Origin of the sequence: uncultured Kordia sp., from assembly GCF_947489565.1 — a bacterium.
Classification (GTDB): Bacteria; Bacteroidota; Bacteroidia; order Flavobacteriales; family Flavobacteriaceae; genus Kordia.
In genome coordinates, this window is the sequence record NZ_CANLEA010000016.1 from 1 (window position 1) to 17,536 (window position 17,536).

Genomic DNA, 17,536 nt, shown 5'->3' on the forward strand with positions numbered 1-17,536 from the left:
CTAATTTCTTTTGAAGTCAAAACGATTCGTGCCAATTATTAAAAGAAAACAACCAAAAAACAATTCGTGAATTCGTGGTGAAAATTTAATTAAATATTGAGATATTAGTATTAAGTATTGAGATACCTTCGAAGTACAATCTTTGAAAAAAACAAGCTAATTTCTTTTGAAACCAAAACAATTCGTGCCAATCATTAACAGGAAACTACCAAAAAACAATTCGTGAATTCGTGGTGAGACTTTGATTAGAACTGAGATGTTAGTATTGAGTATTGAGATGCCTTCGAAGTACAATCTTTGAAAAAAACAAGCTAATTTCTTTTGAAGTCAAAACGATTCGTGCCAATTATTAAAAGAAAACAACCAAAAAACAATTCGTGAATTCGTGGTGAAAATTTAATTAGAATTTAGATATTAGTATTAGGTATTGAGACACCTTCGAAGTACAATCTTAAAAAAAACAACCTAATTTCTTTTGAAACCAAAACGATTCGTGCCAATTATTAAAAGAAAACAACCAAAAAACAATTCGTGAATTCGTGGTGAAACTTCAATTAGAATTGAGATATTAGTATTAGGTATTGAGACACCTTCGAAGTACAATCTTAAAAAAACAACCTAATTTCTTTTGAAACCAAAACGATTCGTGCCAATCATTAACAGGAAACTACCAAAAAAACAATTCGTGAATTCGTGGTGAAACTTCAATTAGAATTGAGATATTAGTATTAAGTATTGAGACACCTTCAAAGTACAATCTTAAAAAAACAAGCTAATTTCTTTTGAAACCAAAACAATTCGTGCCAATTACTAAAAGAAAACTACAAAAAAACAATTCGTGAATTCGTGGTGAAAATTTAATTAGAATTGAGATATTAGTATTAGGTATTGAGACACCTTCAAAGTACAATCTTAAAAAAACAAGCTAATTTCTTTTGAAGTCAAAACGATTCGTGCCAATTATTAAAAGAAAACAACCAAAAAACAATTCGTGAATTCGTGGTGAGACTTTGATTAGAACTGAGATGTTAGTATTGAGTATTGAGATGCCTTCGAAATACACCATTTCCTTTCAACATATTTAAAAAGCTGATACACAATATCTAAATCGTTGTATATCAGCTTTTTCTATTCCAACTCTAGAATAAAAAACAATTTTAGCCTTCAGCCTACACTTCGAATTTTTCTATTTTTTAAGCAATTAAAAATAAAAAGTTATATTTGGTTACCCAATTTGGGTAACCAATTTAATTGTTCATAATTTCATTAGGATGAAAACCAAAATCATTTTCATAATTGGTGTTTCTGGTGTTGGAAAAAGTACCATAGCAAACTTATTATCCCAAGAATTGCAGGTTCCTTTTTTTGATGGAGACGATTTTCACCCTAAAAAGAACATTAAAAAAATGTCGGATGGGAAACCATTAAACGATGCTGATAGATATGATTGGCTTCAAAATTTGCACGATTTGGCTGTCAAACAAATAAAAGCAAAGAAGAGTTGTATTATTGTTTGTTCAGCATTAAAACAAGCCTACCGAGACATTCTAAATCATCAAATAGAACAGTATTCCGAATGGATTTTTCTACATGGTTCTTTCCTTCAAGTTAAGAAACGATTAGACAATAGAAAAAATCATTTTATGAGTTCTGAGCTTCTAAAATCACAATTTGACATTTTGGAAACACCTGCAAACGCCATCAAAATAAATGTAGAAAAATCTCCCGAACATATTGTGGAAATCATAAAAAGTCAGCTTAATAAAACATCTGAATTCGGTCTTTTCGGATTAGGCGTCATGGGAAAAAGTTTAAGTAGAAATTTAGCCAATAACGGTATAAAACTCTCATTATTTAACCGCAATGTTACTGGTAAAGAAGAAAATATAGCGCTCAATTTTAAAAATAAATTCCCTGAATTAGCTACGGCACTTCCTTTTGACGATATCGCTTCTTTTGTAAATTCCATACAAAAACCTAGAAAAATAATGTTGATGGTGAATGCTGGGAAAACCATCGATTTGGTCATCGACAACTTATTACCGTATTTATCTGAAGGAGACATTTTAATTGATGGTGGAAATTCTAACTACAACAAAACGAAAGAACGTCATAATTACTTGATGTCTAAAAACATCCATTTTATAGGTGCTGGAGTTTCTGGTGGCGAAGAAGGTGCTTTGCATGGACCTTCCATAATGCCTGGCGGAACTAAAGAAATCTATAAAAAAGTGCAGCCTTATTTAGAAAAAATAGCCGCAAAAGACAACAACAATCTACCGTGTTGTAGCTATGTAGGTCCTGAAGGTAGCGGACATTTCGTAAAAATGGTTCATAACGGAATTGAATACGCAGAAATGCAATTGCTTGCGGAAGTTTTTACTTTATTAAAAAAATTAGGGGAAAATCCAGATGAAATTGCTACAATTTTGGAATCATGGAAAGCAATAGAAAATAGTTATTTGCTTGAGATTACCATAGATATTTTAAGAAAAAAAGAAGGTAAAGACTGGTTGATTCATAAAATTATGGATAAAGCAGGAAACAAAGGAACTGGCAATTGGACTACCATTGCTACAGCACAATTAGGTGTTCCGAGTACAATGATCACTTCTTCCCTATTTGCACGCTACACCTCTTTCTTTAAAGAAGAAAGAATTGCTCTAAGTGCATATTTTGACACTTCCGATCTTTCATTAAACGCAAACAAAGAAGATATTTTAAAAGCATATCAGTTTGCAAGAATCATCAATCATTATCAAGGTTTCAAGTTGATCAAAGAAGCTTCAAATCGTTACAACTGGAATATCAATTTAAGTGAACTTGCAAGAATTTGGACAAACGGTTGCATCATCAGATCGGATTTGATGACGTCTTTAGTGACGACTTTTAAAACGGCTGATCATATATTACAGGCTCCAGAAATCATTGAAAAATTACAATCCTTAAAACCATCGATAAAGAAAGTTGTAGCCGCAGGAATTGTAAGTGAAGTAGCAATTCCAACCTTGACCGATGCAATTAGTTTTTTAAATAGTTTTTCAAAAGCAAATTCATCCGCAAATATAATTCAAGCACAACGAGATTATTTTGGAGCACATACCTATCAAAGAACAGATGATGCTTCTGGAAAATTTTATCATACGCATTGGAATGAAAATTAATCTATTAAAACAATAAACTATGGCAGTTTCTGATAACAAGAGTTCTTTTCTAAAGAAAATTATTAAGATCATTTTAGCGTTTGGACCTGGTATTTTTGCCATTGGTTATACAATTGGTACAGGCAGCGTAACTTCTATGATTGTAGCTGGCAGCAAGTTTAATATGCAATTGCTTTGGGTATTATTATTAAGTTGTTTATTCTCTGGAGTTTTAATGTTTGCGTATGGAAACTATGGTTTAATAACGGGTGATACAGCTTTGTATGGTTTTAAAAAGCATTTAAAGTACGGGAAAATATTAGCCATATTAATCATCATAGGAATTACTTTCGGACAATGGAATTCTTTGATGGGAATTTTAGGGATTTCATCCAACATTATTTATGAAATATTAGCGGTCAATTTTGAAAGTATCAGCGAACATAAATATACGTTTGTTTTAACAATCGCAATTGTAATTATAGCTGTTTTTTACTTACTCATGCTCATAGGAAAGTATTCGTTCTTTGAAAAAATCCTAATCATATTCGTAACGCTTATGGGATGCTCATTTATTTTTTCATTATGTTTTGTAAACCCACTTCCTAATGATGTTATAAAAGGATTAATTCCGTCAATACCTGATGTTCCTGGCGGAAAAATGTTAGTAGCTGCTTTTGTAGGAACTACTATGGCCGCCGCAACATTTCTATCAAGACCTTTATTTGTAAAGGGAAAAGGATGGACCGTCAAAAATTTGAAACAACAAAAAAGAGATTCAATAGTTGCTGCTATCTTAATATTTATCATTAGTGCTACTATTATGGCAGTTGCCGCTGGAGCACTTTTTTATGAAGGAAAAGAAGTCAATCATGTATTAGACATGGCAAACACGCTAGAACCTGTAGCTGGAAAATGGGCAGTAACCATTTTCTTTTTCGGTGCCTTAAGCGCAGGATTATCTTCTATTTTCCCTTGTCTTTTAATAGCGCCATTGTTATTAGCCGATTATCAATCTGGAAAATTAGACACCAATTCAAAACAATTTAGAATCGTAACTTTTATCGCTTGTTTAGTTGCTTTGATAGGTCCTGTTTTTGGCGGAAACCCTATTGAAATTCAAATTTTATCGCAAGTATTCAATGTATTTGTATTACCTGCTGTTATTCTTGGTATTATTCTATTGGTAAATAATAAAAAAATAATGAAAGATTATAAAACAAATATTTGGGTCAATCTTGGACTTTTTGCAGCTATGTTTTTCTCTTTAGTGATTTCCTTTAACGGAATTGTAGCATTGACAGAATATTTTTAAAAATTGATTCCTATGAAAATTAGTTTAATAGATAAAAACAAAAAAAAATCATTGCAGAATGATGTGATTTCCAAAATTCGAGACTTAGTAAATTCTAAGAATCTGGAAGAAGGAGACAAATTACCCTCAGAAAGAATCCTATCTGAAAAATTTGGCGTAAACAGAAATCAAATACGGGAAGCCATTCGCAAACTAGAATTTTACGGAGTCCTAAAATCTGTAGCACAAAGCGGAACGGTTTTAAACATTGGATTAATTGGTTTCAATGGAATTGTCAATGAAATTATTGAACTCGATGTTCCCTCATTCAACGAATTGGTAGAAACAAGAATAACCTTAGAGTTAAAAACAGTTTGCTTAGCAGCAGAAAGAAGAACTGAAGCTGACTTACAAAGTATTGAAGATGCTTTAAATTCCTTTAAGATGAAAATGATTGATGGTGGAAATCATTTAGAAGAGGATTTATTATTTCATTTAGCAATTGCAAAAGCTAGTAAAAACAACACATTGTTAACTTTGATGCTCTTAATTACACCTCCAATTCTCGCAGCTTATGACAGCGATGCTGTTTGTGAAGGCGACCAAGTATTATCAGAAATTAAAAAGCATGAAAATATTTATGTAGCCATCAAATCAAAAGATAGTGCTCTTGCACAAAAAATGATGGAAGACCATTTTTATAAATTATCAAAACATATCGTAAAAAAATAACACATTGAATATTTTTAAAAGATGAAAAACACAAAAATATCAGGTAAAAAAGTATTGATTACTGCAGGAGCTCAAGGCATCGGAGAATCCATCACAAAACACTTTATTGACAATGGTGCCCATGTTGCCATTCACTATTTTTCAAGTGCAGACACTGCAAATAAATTAGTTGATTATGCGCAAAGTAAAGGACAAAAAGGCATTGCCATTAGTGGCGACTTAACAAAAGAGACAGATGCCAATACGCTCGTTAAAAAAACGATTGATGCACTTGGCGGATTAGACATCCTAATCAACAATGCAGGTTCTTTAGTTGCACGCAAAATGATGAATGAAATAGAAACTGATTTTTGGCACAAAGTAATGGACATTAACATGACGTCTATGATGTTTGTTACTCGAGCAGCAAAACCTCATTTAGTAAAAAATGAAAATAGCAGCATTGTTAACTTGTCATCCCTTGCAGGTCGAAAAGGTGGACATGCAGGCTCTTTAGCATATGCTACAAGCAAAGGTGCTATCTTGACATTTACAAGAGCATTAGCTTCAGAATTAGGTCCAGATGGAGTTCGAGTAAATGCCGTAGCGCCAGGTCTTATTCTTGGCACTTCGTTTCACAATACACATACAACCAAAGAATCTGCCGCTAAAACAATAGCTGGCATTCCAATTCAAAGAGCAGGAAATGCAGACGATGTTGCCCGAGCAGTCTTATATTTAGCATCGGAATATGACGGATTTATTACAGGAGCTACGTTAGACATAAACGGAGGCGTATACAACATGTAATCTAGATCATAAACAGGAAGTTTTCATTTTTCAAAATAGATTCTATAAGAATACAACATTTTGAACGTTAACCATATATGAATAAAATACAACAAGCAACTTTTATTTGCATCATTGTTTTTTTTATTGCTTGTGAAAGTAATACGGAAACAATTGTGACTACGCCTACCGAAAAATTTCTATTTGAAGACGGATTTGAAACACAAAACAATTCGCTAACAGAACTTTTTCCTGCTGACAATTCTAGATGGACTCTAATACAGCAAACAGATCCTTCAAATGCTACGAATGAAATTTCAATTATCGACACAGAAGTTTCAGAAGGGCAAAATGCTATTCGTTTTCTTGCTTACGAATCCAACACATTGCTATCCAAAATTGATATTGAAAAAGGCGGACTCAATATAAGAGCTGGAGACAAACTACTCATCAGTGCCGACTTTTATATTAATGGAAATCAATCTATAGAAAACTTATTATTAATCGATTTAGAATGTTGCTCATGTTGGGATCCGACAGTAGGTAATAATTTAGGTTCTGAAAACCAATGTCCTGGTGTACGACTCATGATGTCTGGCGGAAATGATTTTCTTTCTATCGAAAGAGGGAAAATTTTAGGAACTACACTGCAACAAACAAGCGTTCCTTTCCCAAGAAATCAATGGGTTTCTGTACAATGGGAAATGACAATGTCTGCTACAGAATCTGGTGTAAATAAATTATTTATCAACGGAACAGAAGTTCTCAATGAATTTGGAATGAACATGCCGAATGCAAGCATTTTTAGAGAAATCTTTCAAAATCAAGGAATCGAGTTTACATTACAAGAACCTACTTTTTACGAACGTGTACAAATTGGCGTTACGGCAAATCCTACTGCAGAAACTGTAGAACTATTTGTAGACAATTTTTCAATTAGTGTCGAATAATATTTGCTCCTGCAAAGCCTTTTCTCAATTCAATTTTATCATTTCTCAATAGAATATTCAATTATGTTAAAATTCTCCTGTAATTATTTAAAGAAGAGGGTGTTTTTTTAGTGTTAATTATTACTTTTGCAGCTTCACACAACACATTTAAACAACTCAACTATAATGAATTCCCAAAAACAAGCAAAATCAGCTTTAATTTCGGTTTTTAGCAAAGACGGTTTAGCTCCTATCGTAGAAAAACTACATGCATTAAACATCACAATTTACTCCACAGGTGGAACAGAAAAATTTATCAAAGATCTTGGTATTCCTGTCGTTCCTGTAGAAGATGTAACTTCATATCCTTCTATTTTAGGCGGACGTGTAAAAACATTGCATCCAAAAGTATTTGGTGGAATCTTAAATCGTCAAAACAATGAAAGCGATATTGCTGAATTGGCAGAATATGAAATTCCACAAATCGACATTGTCATTGTAGATTTATATCCGTTTGAAAAAACCGTAGCTTCGGGTGCGAGTGAACAAGATATTATTGAAAAAATTGACATTGGAGGAATCTCTTTAATCAGAGCCGCTGCGAAAAACTTTGCAGATGTACTTTGCGTTTCTTCTGTAAACGATTATGCAAACTTCTTACACTTGTTAGAAACACAAGAAGGAACTTTTTCAATCGCAGACAGAAAAGCATTTGCTGCCAAAGCATTCAATGTATCTTCTCATTACGATACAGCAATTTTCAACTACTTCAATCAAGATAATACCATTGCTGCCTTGAAAGTGAGTGAAACGGAAGGTAAAGTATTGCGTTATGGAGAAAATCCACACCAACGCGGTTTCTTCTTTGGAAACTTTGACGAGATGTTTGAAAAGCTTCACGGGAAAGAATTAAGTTATAACAACTTACTAGATGTAGATGCGGCTGTCAACCTAATGAACGAGTTTGTAGGTGACGATCCAACATTTGCCATCTTAAAACATAACAACGCTTGCGGTTTTGCTACACGCGCTACAATTCATCAAGCATATGTAGATGCCTTAGCAGGTGATCCAGTTTCTGCTTTTGGTGGAATTTTAATTGCTAATACTGAAATTGACAAAGCAACGGCAGACGAAATTCACAAACTATTCTGTGAAGTAGTCATTGCTCCATCATACACAGAAGATGCTTTAAAAGCCTTAAAAGGAAAGAAAAACAGAATCATCTTAATTCAGAATGAAGTTGCTTTACCTGAAACACAAGTACGTACGTGCTTAAATGGTGTTTTAGTACAAGATAAAGATGCAAAAACGGATGTGGTAGCAGATTTAACATATCCAACAAACAATAAACCAACAGAAGCGCAGTTAGAAGATTTACTATTCGCTTCTAAATTATGCAAGCACACAAAATCGAACACAATTGTTTTGGTAAAAAACAAACAATTATGTGCAAGCGGAACAGGACAAACAAGTAGAGTTGATGCACTAAATCAATCGATTGTAAAAGCTAAAAGTTTTAAGTTTGATTTAGATGGAGCTGTCATGGCAAGTGATGCTTTTTTCCCGTTTCCAGACTGTGTAGAAATTGCAGATAATGCTGGAATCAAAGCGGTGATTCAACCCGGCGGATCAATAAAAGATCAATTAAGCATCGATTATTGCAATTCGGCTGATATTGCGATGGTATTTACAGGTACAAGACATTTTAAACATTAATTTTTTCGTACCTTTATAAGTCACTAAAAATGAATTATAAACGTACACAAATAGGAAGACATAACACATGGGATTTTTTGATTTCTTAACGGAGGAAATAGCGATAGATTTAGGAACTGCAAACACCTTAATTATTCACAATGACAAGGTCGTTGTTGATAGTCCATCTATTGTCGCCAGGGACAGGATTTCTAACAAAATTATTGCCGTCGGACAGGAAGCTGCTCGTATGCAAGGAAAAACCCATGAGAACATCAAAACCATTCGTCCATTGAAAGATGGAGTAATTGCTGATTTTGATGCTTCTGAAAAAATGATCAGTCTGTTCATAAAAAATATTCCAGCACTTAAAAAGAAATTATTTCCGCCATCATTGCGTATGGTAATTTGTATTCCATCAGGAATTACAGAAGTGGAAATGCGCGCCGTAAAAGAATCGGCAGAACGTGTAAATGGAAAAGAAGTTTATTTGATACACGAACCAATGGCAGCTGCCATTGGTATCGGTGTCGATATCATGCAACCAAAAGGAAACATGATTGTTGATATTGGTGGAGGAACTACTGAAATTGCCGTGATCGCTTTGGGCGGAATTGTCTGTGACAAATCTGTAAAAGTTGCCGGTGATGTGTTTACCAACGATATTGTATACTACATGCGTACGCAACACAACTTATATGTGGGAGAACGTACTGCAGAAAAAATTAAGATTCAAATTGGAGCTGCCACAGAAGATTTAGAAGTTCCGCCAGAAGAAATGTCGGTTCAAGGACGTGACTTGTTAACAGGAAAGCCAAAACAAGTACAAATCTCATATAGAGAAGTTGCCAAAGCTTTAGACAAATCTATTTTACGTATTGAAGATGCTGTGATGGAAACCTTATCACAAACGCCGCCAGAATTGGCAGCCGATATCTACAATACAGGAATTTATCTTGCTGGTGGAGGATCAATGCTTCGTGGATTGGACAAACGTTTGTCTCAAAAAACAGACTTACCAGTATATATTGCTGAAGATCCATTAAGAGCGGTAGTACGCGGAACAGGAATTACCCTGAAAAATCTAAACAAATTTAAAAGTGTATTAATAGGGAAGAAGAACTGAATAGCTCATGCAACATATAATTAACTTTCTAATCAAGAATAAAAACTTTATTCTATTTTTAGTGTTGCTGTCTATCTCTTTGCTCTTTACGATTCAATCACATTCTTATCACAAAAGTAAATTTATCAACTCTGCCAATTGGCTTACAGGAGGTATTTACGAACAAGCAAATGGTGTCTCGTCGTATTTTTCGTTGAAATCAGAAAATGAACGATTGGTGGAAGAAAACAGACAGCTCAAAAATATTCTGTACAACAAAAAAGATAGCATAAGCTCCATTCAATTTATTGATAGTACTTCTTATCCAACAGATTATTTGTTTCGTTCTGCAAAAATTACCAAAAACAGCTATTCAAGGCGAAACAATATTTTACTTATCAATAAAGGAAATCGCGATAGTATTGCAACCGACATGGGCGTTATGAATTCAAAAGGTGTTATTGGAATTGTAGATCGTGTTGGCGGAAGTCATGCTACAGTGATTAGTATTCTAAATTCCATCTCTAAAATTAATGCTACTATAAAGAACACAAATTATATTGGAAGTCTTACTTGGAATGGCGAAAATCCGAATATCGTACAGCTAGAAGATGTAGAAAAGTTAGCAACGTTTTCGGCAAATGACACTATTATCACTGGAGGAAATTCAACTTTATTTCCAAAAGGCATTCCTATTGGAATCATCAAAGATTTTCAACTGAATACCACTGAAAATCTATACAAGATAAACGTGCAATTATTTAATGATATGACGAGTTTAGAACATGTATACATCATTGAAAACTTGCACAGAGAAGAAATTGATAACTTATTAGCTCCTGAAAACTAGATGGGTCCAGTTATTTTTTGGAATAGTGTCCGATTTATAGTCGCTGTATTAGTGCAAGTATTGATATGCAATCATATCGATTTCTTGGGTTATATCAATCCGTTGGTATACATCTATTTCATCTTTCTATTTCCTTTAAATGCTAACAGAAGCGCCTTTTTAGTCATTGCCTTTTTATTAGGACTTACCGTTGATATGTTTTCCGATACTGGCGGCGCACATGCTGCTGCTTGCTTGATCATTGCCTATATTAGACCATTTGTATTGCGCTTTGCTTTTGGAATAAGTTACGAGCATCAATCGGTAAAACTAGAAAGTACTGCTTTTGGACAACGCATGGTGTATATTGTCATTTTGACCTTTATCCATCACTTTTTCTTTTTTCTATTAGAAATTTTTAACATTTCTTCTATCCTAATCATCCTAAGAAATACCGCATTCTTTAGTATCTTTACTATCCTAATCATCACACTATCAATAACTTTATTTAGTCGAAAAAATTCATGAGGAAACTTTTGTTATACCTTGTTGTTGTCTCTGTTGGACTTATTTACACAGGGCGTCTCTCCTATTTGCAATTATTTAATGAAGTAGAAGTCGCCACAAATTTTTTGAATGATAGTGCCATCAAAACAGAATATACGTATCCTGAACGCGGTTATGTGTATGACAGAAACGGGACATTGCTCGTTGCAAACCAACCTTCGTATGATGTGATGATTATTCCACGCGAAGTAAAAGCATTAGACACACTTGAATTCTGTAAATTTTTACGCATCACCAAAGACGATTTTTTAAAGCGTTTTAAAAAAGCTAAGAATTACTCTAGGCGCGTTCCATCTGTATTTGTAGCGCAAATGGCAAAAAAAGATTATGCTTTTCTTCAAGAAAAAATGCATCGTTATAAAGGATTCTATATTCAAAAACGTTCCATTCGTAACTATCAAGTCAGCAATGGTGCTAATGTATTAGGATTTATCAGCGAAGTAAATAATACCGATTTAAAAAAGAATCCGTATTACCAATCTGGAGAATTGATTGGTCGTACAGGTATTGAAAAGGTATATGAAAAGGAATTACGTGGTACTAAAGGTGTAAAACGAATTCAAAAAGACATTCACAACAAAATACTTGGTTCTTATAAAAATGGAAGTTTAGATACGCTTCCAGTAAACGGAAAAGACATTCAAATTACTATTGATGCCAAATTACAAGCATATGGTGAAAAGTTGATGGTAAATAAACGTGGTGGAATTGTCGCTATTGAACCAGCTTCAGGAGAAATATTAGCTTTAATTTCTGCACCGAGTTATGATCCTGATTTACTAGTAGGTCGCCAACGTTCAAAAAATTACAGTGCATTACATTACGACTCCATCAGCAAACCATTATATGACAGAGGATTATTAGCTTCATATCCTCCAGGATCACCATTTAAAACTTTAAATGCTTTGGTTGCCTTGCAAGAAGGTGTCATTACACCAACATATACTTATACTTGCCGCAATGGTTATATTTATGGAAGAAGTGGACGAAAAATGGGGTGTCACTGCGGAAGCGGAAGACGTAATGTAATTAATGGCGTTGCCAAATCTTGTAATGCTTATTTTGCAAATGCTTATCGTCAAACTATCAGCAAATACGATTCTCCCAAAGAAGGTATGAATGTGTGGAGCAGTCATATTAAAAGTTTTGGTTTGGGCGCCTATTTTGGAAATGACTTATCTACGGGTCGTCCAGGAAGAATTCCCACAGGCGATTATTACACCGACAGCTATTTTAAACATAACAAATGGCATGTTTTAAACACCATTTCAAATGCTATTGGACAAGGACAAGTAGAATTGACTCCAATTCAATTGGCAAACATGACAGCAGCTATTGCCAATAGAGGTCATTATTATACGCCACATATTATCAAGAAGATTGATAATGAACCTATTGATGATCCACATTTTACGGAGGCAAAACATACCACAATTGACAAGCAACATTTTGAACCTGTTATTCAAGGAATGCACGATGTATTTAGCATGAAAAAAGGAGGAACTGCCAGATGGTTGAATGTACCAGGTATAGAAATTTGTGGAAAAACGGGAACTGCAGAAAACTTCACTAAGATTGATGGAGAAAAAACACAGCTAACCGATCATTCTATTTTTGTGGCTTTTGCTCCTAAGGACAATCCGAAAATTGCTATTGCTGTATTTGTAGAAAACGGATATTATGGCGCACGTTGGGCAGGGAAAATTTCTAGTTTAATGATTGAACAGTATTTAAAAGGTGAAATTACCTTGAAAAATATGGAAAAGTTAGTGCTTGAGAAGAGTTTGGAAGATGAATATGCAAAGCCACTGAGTGGAGAACCATTTACAATTAATGAGTAGAGAAGTAAAATTTGTCAAAAAAATAGATTGGCTTTCCATACTGCTATATTTTTTATTGGTGGGTATTGGTTGGATCAATATTTATTCGGCTTCGGTAACCGAGAGTACTACTGGACTTTTGGATATGAACGAACTGTATGGAAAACAGTTGTTTTTTATAGGCACAAGTGTCATACTTATTATTCTTATACTTTCTATAGAAGCCAAGTTTTATGAACGATTTTCCAGTATTATTTATATTGTAGGATTGGTGAGTTTACTCTCTTTAATGGTACTTGGAAAAGAAATTAATGGTGCCAAGTCTTGGTATGCCATTGGTAGTTTTACGCTACAACCTTCCGAATTTGCGAAAGCTGCTACGGTACTCGCGCTGGCAAAGTTTCTGAGCGATATACAAACCAATATCAACAACTTTGAACATCAGTTGATTGCGTTTGCCATTATTCTCATTCCGCCCATGTTGATCATGTTACAACCTGATGCAGGAAGTGCTATGGTATATTTGGCATTCTTTTTTGTATTGTATCGTGAAGGCTTGCCTCCTATTTATTTATGGATTGGTTTTATACTGGTATTACTATTTGTCATTACGCTTAAATTAGGATATATATACACTATTATTGGAACCGCAGTCATAGGTTTGGCGTGTATTTTTATCTTCTTTAAGAAGAAATTGAAACAACAACGAAAGACAACGTTAGCACTTACGTCATTGATTGCTGCAATTGGATTTATTTTAGCGGTAAATTATATCTTTTACAATGTATTCCAACAACATCACCGCGATCGTTTTACGTTGGTTTTAGGACTTGAAAAAGATCCTGTGAAATTGGAAAAGATTCGAAAAACTTTTGGTTTCAATACCAATCAGTCAGAAATTGCCATTAGTTCCGGTGGTTTTAAAGGAAAAGGTTGGCTCAAAGGAACACGAACGAAAGGTGATTTTGTCCCTGAACAAGATACCGACTACATTTTTACAACCGTTGGTGAAGAATGGGGATTTATAGGAAGTTCGATAGTGATCTTTTTATTTGTGTTTTTGCTCTTGCGAATATTGACGCGAGCCGAACAGCAGAAAAATAAATTTAGTCGTGTATACGGTTATAGTGTCGCCGCCATTCTGTTTTTTCACTTTGCCATTAATATTGGAATGGTGATTGGATTATTTCCGACTGTTGGAATTCCGCTGCCTTTCTTTAGTTATGGCGGTTCGGGACTTTGGGGATTCACCATTTTACTCTTTATTTTTATCAAGCTTGACGCGAATCGTATTAACGAGTGGTAACTTCTTAACACATACTTTTCAAAAAATATACAAATGTTAAGTACGGATTTCCCGTATACAGTTCTGAAGGTGTTTTTGTACTTTTTAATCGTTTAACCAAAAATAAACTACCATGTTAAAAAGTATTTCAAATTTAGGAACTGTCTTAGACAAAAAAGAACAACGTCAAATCACAGGAAAAGGAATGATTCCAGTGAATCCGAGAGAATGTAGATTTTGCAGTGGCGAATGGCTGGAAGATTTTGGATTGTGCGCATTGCCAATTGGTTCACCTTGCGGCGGCTTTTGGTAAATCATTTGAAAAAAGAGCGAACTTAGGTTTGCTCTTTTCTTATTGAGATTTTAGTTTGATAATTCCCTTATCGGATATCAACATTAGGCAAAGCTTCTTTTAATTTTTGCAATTCTTCTTCTGGTATATCGTTTCCGCTTTCAATCAAAAGTTCATCTAAATGCTGCATTTTATACAAACTTTTGGGAATGGTTTCAAAATCATTATCCCATAAAATTAAGGTTCGTAAACTCTGTAAATCCTCAAAATTATCTGGCAAAGACGAAAGCTCATTTCCTCGCATATCAAAGAATCGTAAGTTCGTTAGTCTTACAAAATCGTCTGGTAAGGCAGTTATTTGATTATTTGATAAATTCAATCTAGTTAATTGCTGTAAACCTCCTATTTCATTAGAAACTTCTTGCAGCTCATTACTATCGAGACTTAACGCTTCCAACGTTGTCAAACAAGCAATTTCTACTGGAAACTCTTTAAACTTATTGCTATGTAAACGAAGTGTTTTTAGTTTTTTAAATTCACAAATAGAAGGATCTAAGCTAGAAAGATGATTGATGTTAAAAGATAATATTTCTAAGTTCTCTAATTTTTCAATCCCTTTTGGATATTCAATTAATTCTTTGAGTGCATACGATACTTGCGTCGTCTTTTTAATTTCTTCTGGAGTATAATCTAAAAAAATAATTCGTTTTCTCTTTAAAATTGCAGCTTCCAAACGCTTTGACCAATTGCCACCATATTTTTTTGCAATATATTGTGTTGCATAACTATTGTAGGCTTCTACAATCTTTGGACGTCTTCCTGGTTGGCAACCACAATTCACGCTGAGATAGGTAAAATCAAACTTCGCAGTTAAATCATCAAAAAACGCGCCTTCTCTCCCACAATTTCCATTCGTGCCCCATGTTAAATACAGACCTGCCTTTTCTTCATAATGCATTTCAGCCAACTCAAAAGTACGTCTTTGTATCAATTCAATGTCTGCTGCTTCTTTTAATTTATCTACATGATTAATTATTTTTTGAAGCGAATTAAAAGACACACCAACACGATTTTCTAATAACTTCATCTCTCTTGCAGGTGTAAAATCAGTGTATTCTTTCTTATAAATAGCTTCTATATTTTGTGCGCAGACCATATTCAAGAAAAAAAGAAAAATAAGTGTGATTTTAGGTAGTTTCATACGTTTACAATCAATCATTATCAAAGCTAACCAATTCATTTATAATATAAAAAGGAGATTGAGTAAATAGCCCTCTTTCATGAGCAAACTAGACTATTACACCATAAAAAGCTTTCTATTTTATAAATTTAAACAACTACATTTCTTAAAAAGCTTTGTTCTTGTAATAAACCTCAGAAATACTTTCTATCTTTAGTGAGTCTTAAGCAATTTTTAATTTCCCCTACCAAAATTAAAAACAACTGAATGGAACATATTATACTTTCTTTACTAACTAATAATAGTTATTTGGATGTTAATCGTGAGTTATTGAACTTGCAATTATTATCACATCCTGATTACCCAAGTTTAAAAGCAATTACCGATACGCTAGATTATTTCGAGATTGAGAATTTGGCCGCAACGGTACCAAAAGAAGCCTTAGATCAAATGCCCAACTGCTTTTTAGCTTTGGTCAGTGGAGAAAAAGGCGATGAAGTCGTTTTGGTAGAAAAGAAACGCAATCTTGTTCAAATTATAAATGCAGACGAAAAGAAAGAGAAATTAACTGAAGAAACCTTTGCTGAACGTTGGACAGGAACTATTGTCGCTGTTGAAGAACAAGAAAAAACTAGCAGTGTACAATCTATTCAGCAAGCACTTCCCTACTTTATTGTGGCGGCAGTTGCCTCTGCAAATGTGATTTTAAATTTTAGTTTTCCATATTTATTATATACCGCTTTGACTTTGATTGGTTTATACATTAGTATTTTAATCACTCGAGAAGATTTAGGAATTAAAAGTAAAGCAGTTGCCAAGGTTTGTGGTGCTATTTCTAAAAATAGTACTTGTGGTGAAGTCATTAATACAAAAGGAAATAAAATCTTTGGAATCATTTCATTGAGCGATGCTTCTTTTGTGTTTTTTGCAGGATTATTTCTCATTTTATCTTCTATTGGATTTCACGAAGGCACATTATTAATGCTTTCTTTAGCAGGAATTCCCGTTATTATTTATGCTTTATTTAGACAAGGAGTTGTACTAAAACAATGGTGTGCTTTGTGTTTATTGATCGCTGGAATTGTACTGTTGCAAACTGCTTTATTGTTGGTTACTTATAACTATTCTTGGTATCTATTTACACCTTATATTGTAAAGTTGATTAGTATTTTTGCATTGGTTTATATTGCTTGGGATTATGGAAAATCGTATTGGGAAAGTCATGAAAAGTTAGCCACAACTGAAACTGACTTTTTAAAGTTTAAGCGAAATCCGGAGTTGTTTAAAACTATGCTTCAAGAGCAGAGTGTTCTTAATCCGAATGTAATTTCTAAGGAATTACGTGTCGTATTTGGCAATCCAAATGGCGCGATTAAATTACAAGGTGTTACCAATCCACTATGCGGTTATTGTACAGCTGCTTTTGAATCTTATGATAAATTGGTCAGTACGTATGGAAATGATATTCAGTTAGAATTTATTTTCAATGTTCCGCCTGATGAAAAGCACAAAAGTACACAGATTGCTTCCCGATTGGTTGATTTGTATACACAAGATCCTGCAAAATCCTATGCTGCCTTAAAAGAATGGTTTGCCAATAGAAATGTAGAAACTTGGCAGGAAAAATTTGGTATTTCTGAGAATGCAATGGCAGTTGAAGTCTTAGATACGCACAGAGAATGGTGCAATATTAATGATATACATTATACGCCAGCCAGTATTTTGAATGACCAATTCTTCCCAAAAACATACGAGATAAAGGATTTACCATTGTTTATTCAAGATATGATTTTGGAAACGCAGCAGGAATCTTAATTAGCTTCTGTACGATATAGAAAGCCTTTATTAAAATAAAATACTATCAAATCGAGCATTATTGAAAATCCCTAGCAAC

The 17,536-nt window shown here is 33.9% G+C and carries 14 protein-coding genes; 13 read left to right on the top strand and 1 reads right to left on the bottom strand.

What is annotated here, in order from left to right; genetic code table 11:
• The first annotated feature begins 1,271 nt into the window (after nt 1-1,271).
• The 12 genes from gndA to Q0845_RS19760 all read left to right on the top strand — a co-directional run bounded on the left by gndA (nt 1,272) and on the right by Q0845_RS19760 (nt 14,483).
• Entirely contained in the window at nt 1,272-3,164 is a 1,893-nt protein-coding gene (gene gndA, locus Q0845_RS19705) for an NADP-dependent phosphogluconate dehydrogenase (RefSeq protein ID WP_298516885.1), read from the top strand.
• Nucleotides 3,165-3,183: 19 nt separating this feature from the next.
• The gene (locus Q0845_RS19710; RefSeq protein ID WP_298516887.1) at nt 3,184-4,458 is read left to right on the top strand and encodes an Nramp family divalent metal transporter; all 1,275 of its coding nucleotides are present in this window, start codon (nt 3,184-3,186) and stop codon (nt 4,456-4,458) included.
• Between the two features lie 12 nt (nt 4,459-4,470).
• Nucleotides 4,471-5,169: a FadR/GntR family transcriptional regulator gene (locus Q0845_RS19715; protein ID WP_298516888.1), complete on the top strand. Its 699-nt coding sequence runs from the start codon at nt 4,471-4,473 to the stop codon at nt 5,167-5,169.
• Between the two features lie 21 nt (nt 5,170-5,190).
• Nucleotides 5,191-5,958, top strand: coding sequence for an SDR family NAD(P)-dependent oxidoreductase (locus tag Q0845_RS19720; protein WP_298516890.1), 768 nt, complete (start codon nt 5,191-5,193; stop codon nt 5,956-5,958).
• Nucleotides 5,959-6,035: 77 nt separating this feature from the next.
• Nucleotides 6,036-6,887 carry a heparin lyase I family protein gene (locus tag Q0845_RS19725; RefSeq protein ID WP_298516892.1) on the top strand — a complete coding sequence of 284 codons (852 nt, stop codon included), beginning with the start codon at nt 6,036-6,038 and terminating at the stop codon, nt 6,885-6,887.
• 165 nt (nt 6,888-7,052) lie between these two features.
• Nucleotides 7,053-8,585 carry a bifunctional phosphoribosylaminoimidazolecarboxamide formyltransferase/IMP cyclohydrolase gene (purH, locus tag Q0845_RS19730; RefSeq protein WP_298516894.1) on the top strand — a complete coding sequence of 511 codons (1,533 nt, stop codon included), beginning with the start codon at nt 7,053-7,055 and terminating at the stop codon, nt 8,583-8,585.
• 67 nt (nt 8,586-8,652) lie between these two features.
• A complete protein-coding gene (locus Q0845_RS19735; protein ID WP_108116710.1) occupies nt 8,653-9,690 on the top strand; it encodes a rod shape-determining protein in 1,038 nt (345 codons plus the stop codon).
• A 7-nt stretch (nt 9,691-9,697) separates the two neighbouring features.
• Nucleotides 9,698-10,519, top strand: coding sequence for a rod shape-determining protein MreC (gene mreC, locus Q0845_RS19740; protein WP_298516900.1), 822 nt, complete (start codon nt 9,698-9,700; stop codon nt 10,517-10,519).
• Nucleotides 10,520-11,026: a rod shape-determining protein MreD gene (locus Q0845_RS19745; RefSeq protein ID WP_298516902.1), complete on the top strand. Its 507-nt coding sequence runs from the start codon at nt 10,520-10,522 to the stop codon at nt 11,024-11,026.
• Complete coding sequence (gene mrdA / locus Q0845_RS19750; RefSeq protein ID WP_298516904.1) at nt 11,023-12,906, top strand: penicillin-binding protein 2; 1,884 nt, start codon at nt 11,023-11,025, stop codon at nt 12,904-12,906. The genes Q0845_RS19745 and mrdA overlap by 4 nt, the downstream gene beginning before the upstream one ends.
• Complete coding sequence (rodA, locus tag Q0845_RS19755; protein ID WP_298516906.1) at nt 12,899-14,191, top strand: rod shape-determining protein RodA; 1,293 nt, start codon at nt 12,899-12,901, stop codon at nt 14,189-14,191. The genes mrdA and rodA overlap by 8 nt, the downstream gene beginning before the upstream one ends.
• A gap of 112 nt (nt 14,192-14,303) precedes the next feature.
• Nucleotides 14,304-14,483: a hypothetical protein gene (locus Q0845_RS19760; RefSeq protein WP_298516908.1), complete on the top strand. Its 180-nt coding sequence runs from the start codon at nt 14,304-14,306 to the stop codon at nt 14,481-14,483.
• A gap of 67 nt (nt 14,484-14,550) precedes the next feature.
• On the opposite strand, the gene Q0845_RS19765 is transcribed toward Q0845_RS19760, so the two are convergent.
• Nucleotides 14,551-15,663 (bottom strand): leucine-rich repeat domain-containing protein, encoded by a 1,113-nt coding sequence (locus Q0845_RS19765; RefSeq protein ID WP_298516910.1) that lies wholly within the window; start codon nt 15,661-15,663, stop codon nt 14,551-14,553.
• 246 nt (nt 15,664-15,909) lie between these two features.
• Between Q0845_RS19765 and Q0845_RS19770 the strand changes: the two genes are divergently transcribed.
• Nucleotides 15,910-17,457 (top strand): vitamin K epoxide reductase family protein, encoded by a 1,548-nt coding sequence (locus tag Q0845_RS19770; RefSeq protein WP_298516912.1) that lies wholly within the window; start codon nt 15,910-15,912, stop codon nt 17,455-17,457.
• Nucleotides 17,458-17,536 lie beyond the last annotated feature (79 nt).

Bases quoted from the DNA above. Each gene is read 5' to 3' on its own strand.
- Q0845_RS19770 (WP_298516912.1), top strand. From the start codon at position 15,910: ATGGAACATATTATACTTTCTTTACTAACTAATAATAGTTATTTGGAT.
- Q0845_RS19725 (WP_298516892.1), top strand. From the start codon at position 6,036: ATGAATAAAATACAACAAGCAACTTTTATTTGCATCATTGTTTTTTTT.
- purH (WP_298516894.1), top strand. From the start codon at position 7,053: ATGAATTCCCAAAAACAAGCAAAATCAGCTTTAATTTCGGTTTTTAGC.
- Q0845_RS19710 (WP_298516887.1), top strand. From the start codon at position 3,184: ATGGCAGTTTCTGATAACAAGAGTTCTTTTCTAAAGAAAATTATTAAG.
- Q0845_RS19765 (WP_298516910.1), bottom strand. From the start codon at position 15,663: ATGAAACTACCTAAAATCACACTTATTTTTCTTTTTTTCTTGAATATG.
- Q0845_RS19760 (WP_298516908.1), top strand. From the start codon at position 14,304: ATGTTAAAAAGTATTTCAAATTTAGGAACTGTCTTAGACAAAAAAGAA.
- mreC (WP_298516900.1), top strand. From the start codon at position 9,698: ATGCAACATATAATTAACTTTCTAATCAAGAATAAAAACTTTATTCTA.
- mrdA (WP_298516904.1), top strand. From the start codon at position 11,023: ATGAGGAAACTTTTGTTATACCTTGTTGTTGTCTCTGTTGGACTTATT.
- Q0845_RS19720 (WP_298516890.1), top strand. From the start codon at position 5,191: ATGAAAAACACAAAAATATCAGGTAAAAAAGTATTGATTACTGCAGGA.
- gndA (WP_298516885.1), top strand. From the start codon at position 1,272: ATGAAAACCAAAATCATTTTCATAATTGGTGTTTCTGGTGTTGGAAAA.
- Q0845_RS19745 (WP_298516902.1), top strand. From the start codon at position 10,520: ATGGGTCCAGTTATTTTTTGGAATAGTGTCCGATTTATAGTCGCTGTA.
- Q0845_RS19735 (WP_108116710.1), top strand. From the start codon at position 8,653: ATGGGATTTTTTGATTTCTTAACGGAGGAAATAGCGATAGATTTAGGA.
- rodA (WP_298516906.1), top strand. From the start codon at position 12,899: ATGAGTAGAGAAGTAAAATTTGTCAAAAAAATAGATTGGCTTTCCATA.
- Q0845_RS19715 (WP_298516888.1), top strand. From the start codon at position 4,471: ATGAAAATTAGTTTAATAGATAAAAACAAAAAAAAATCATTGCAGAAT.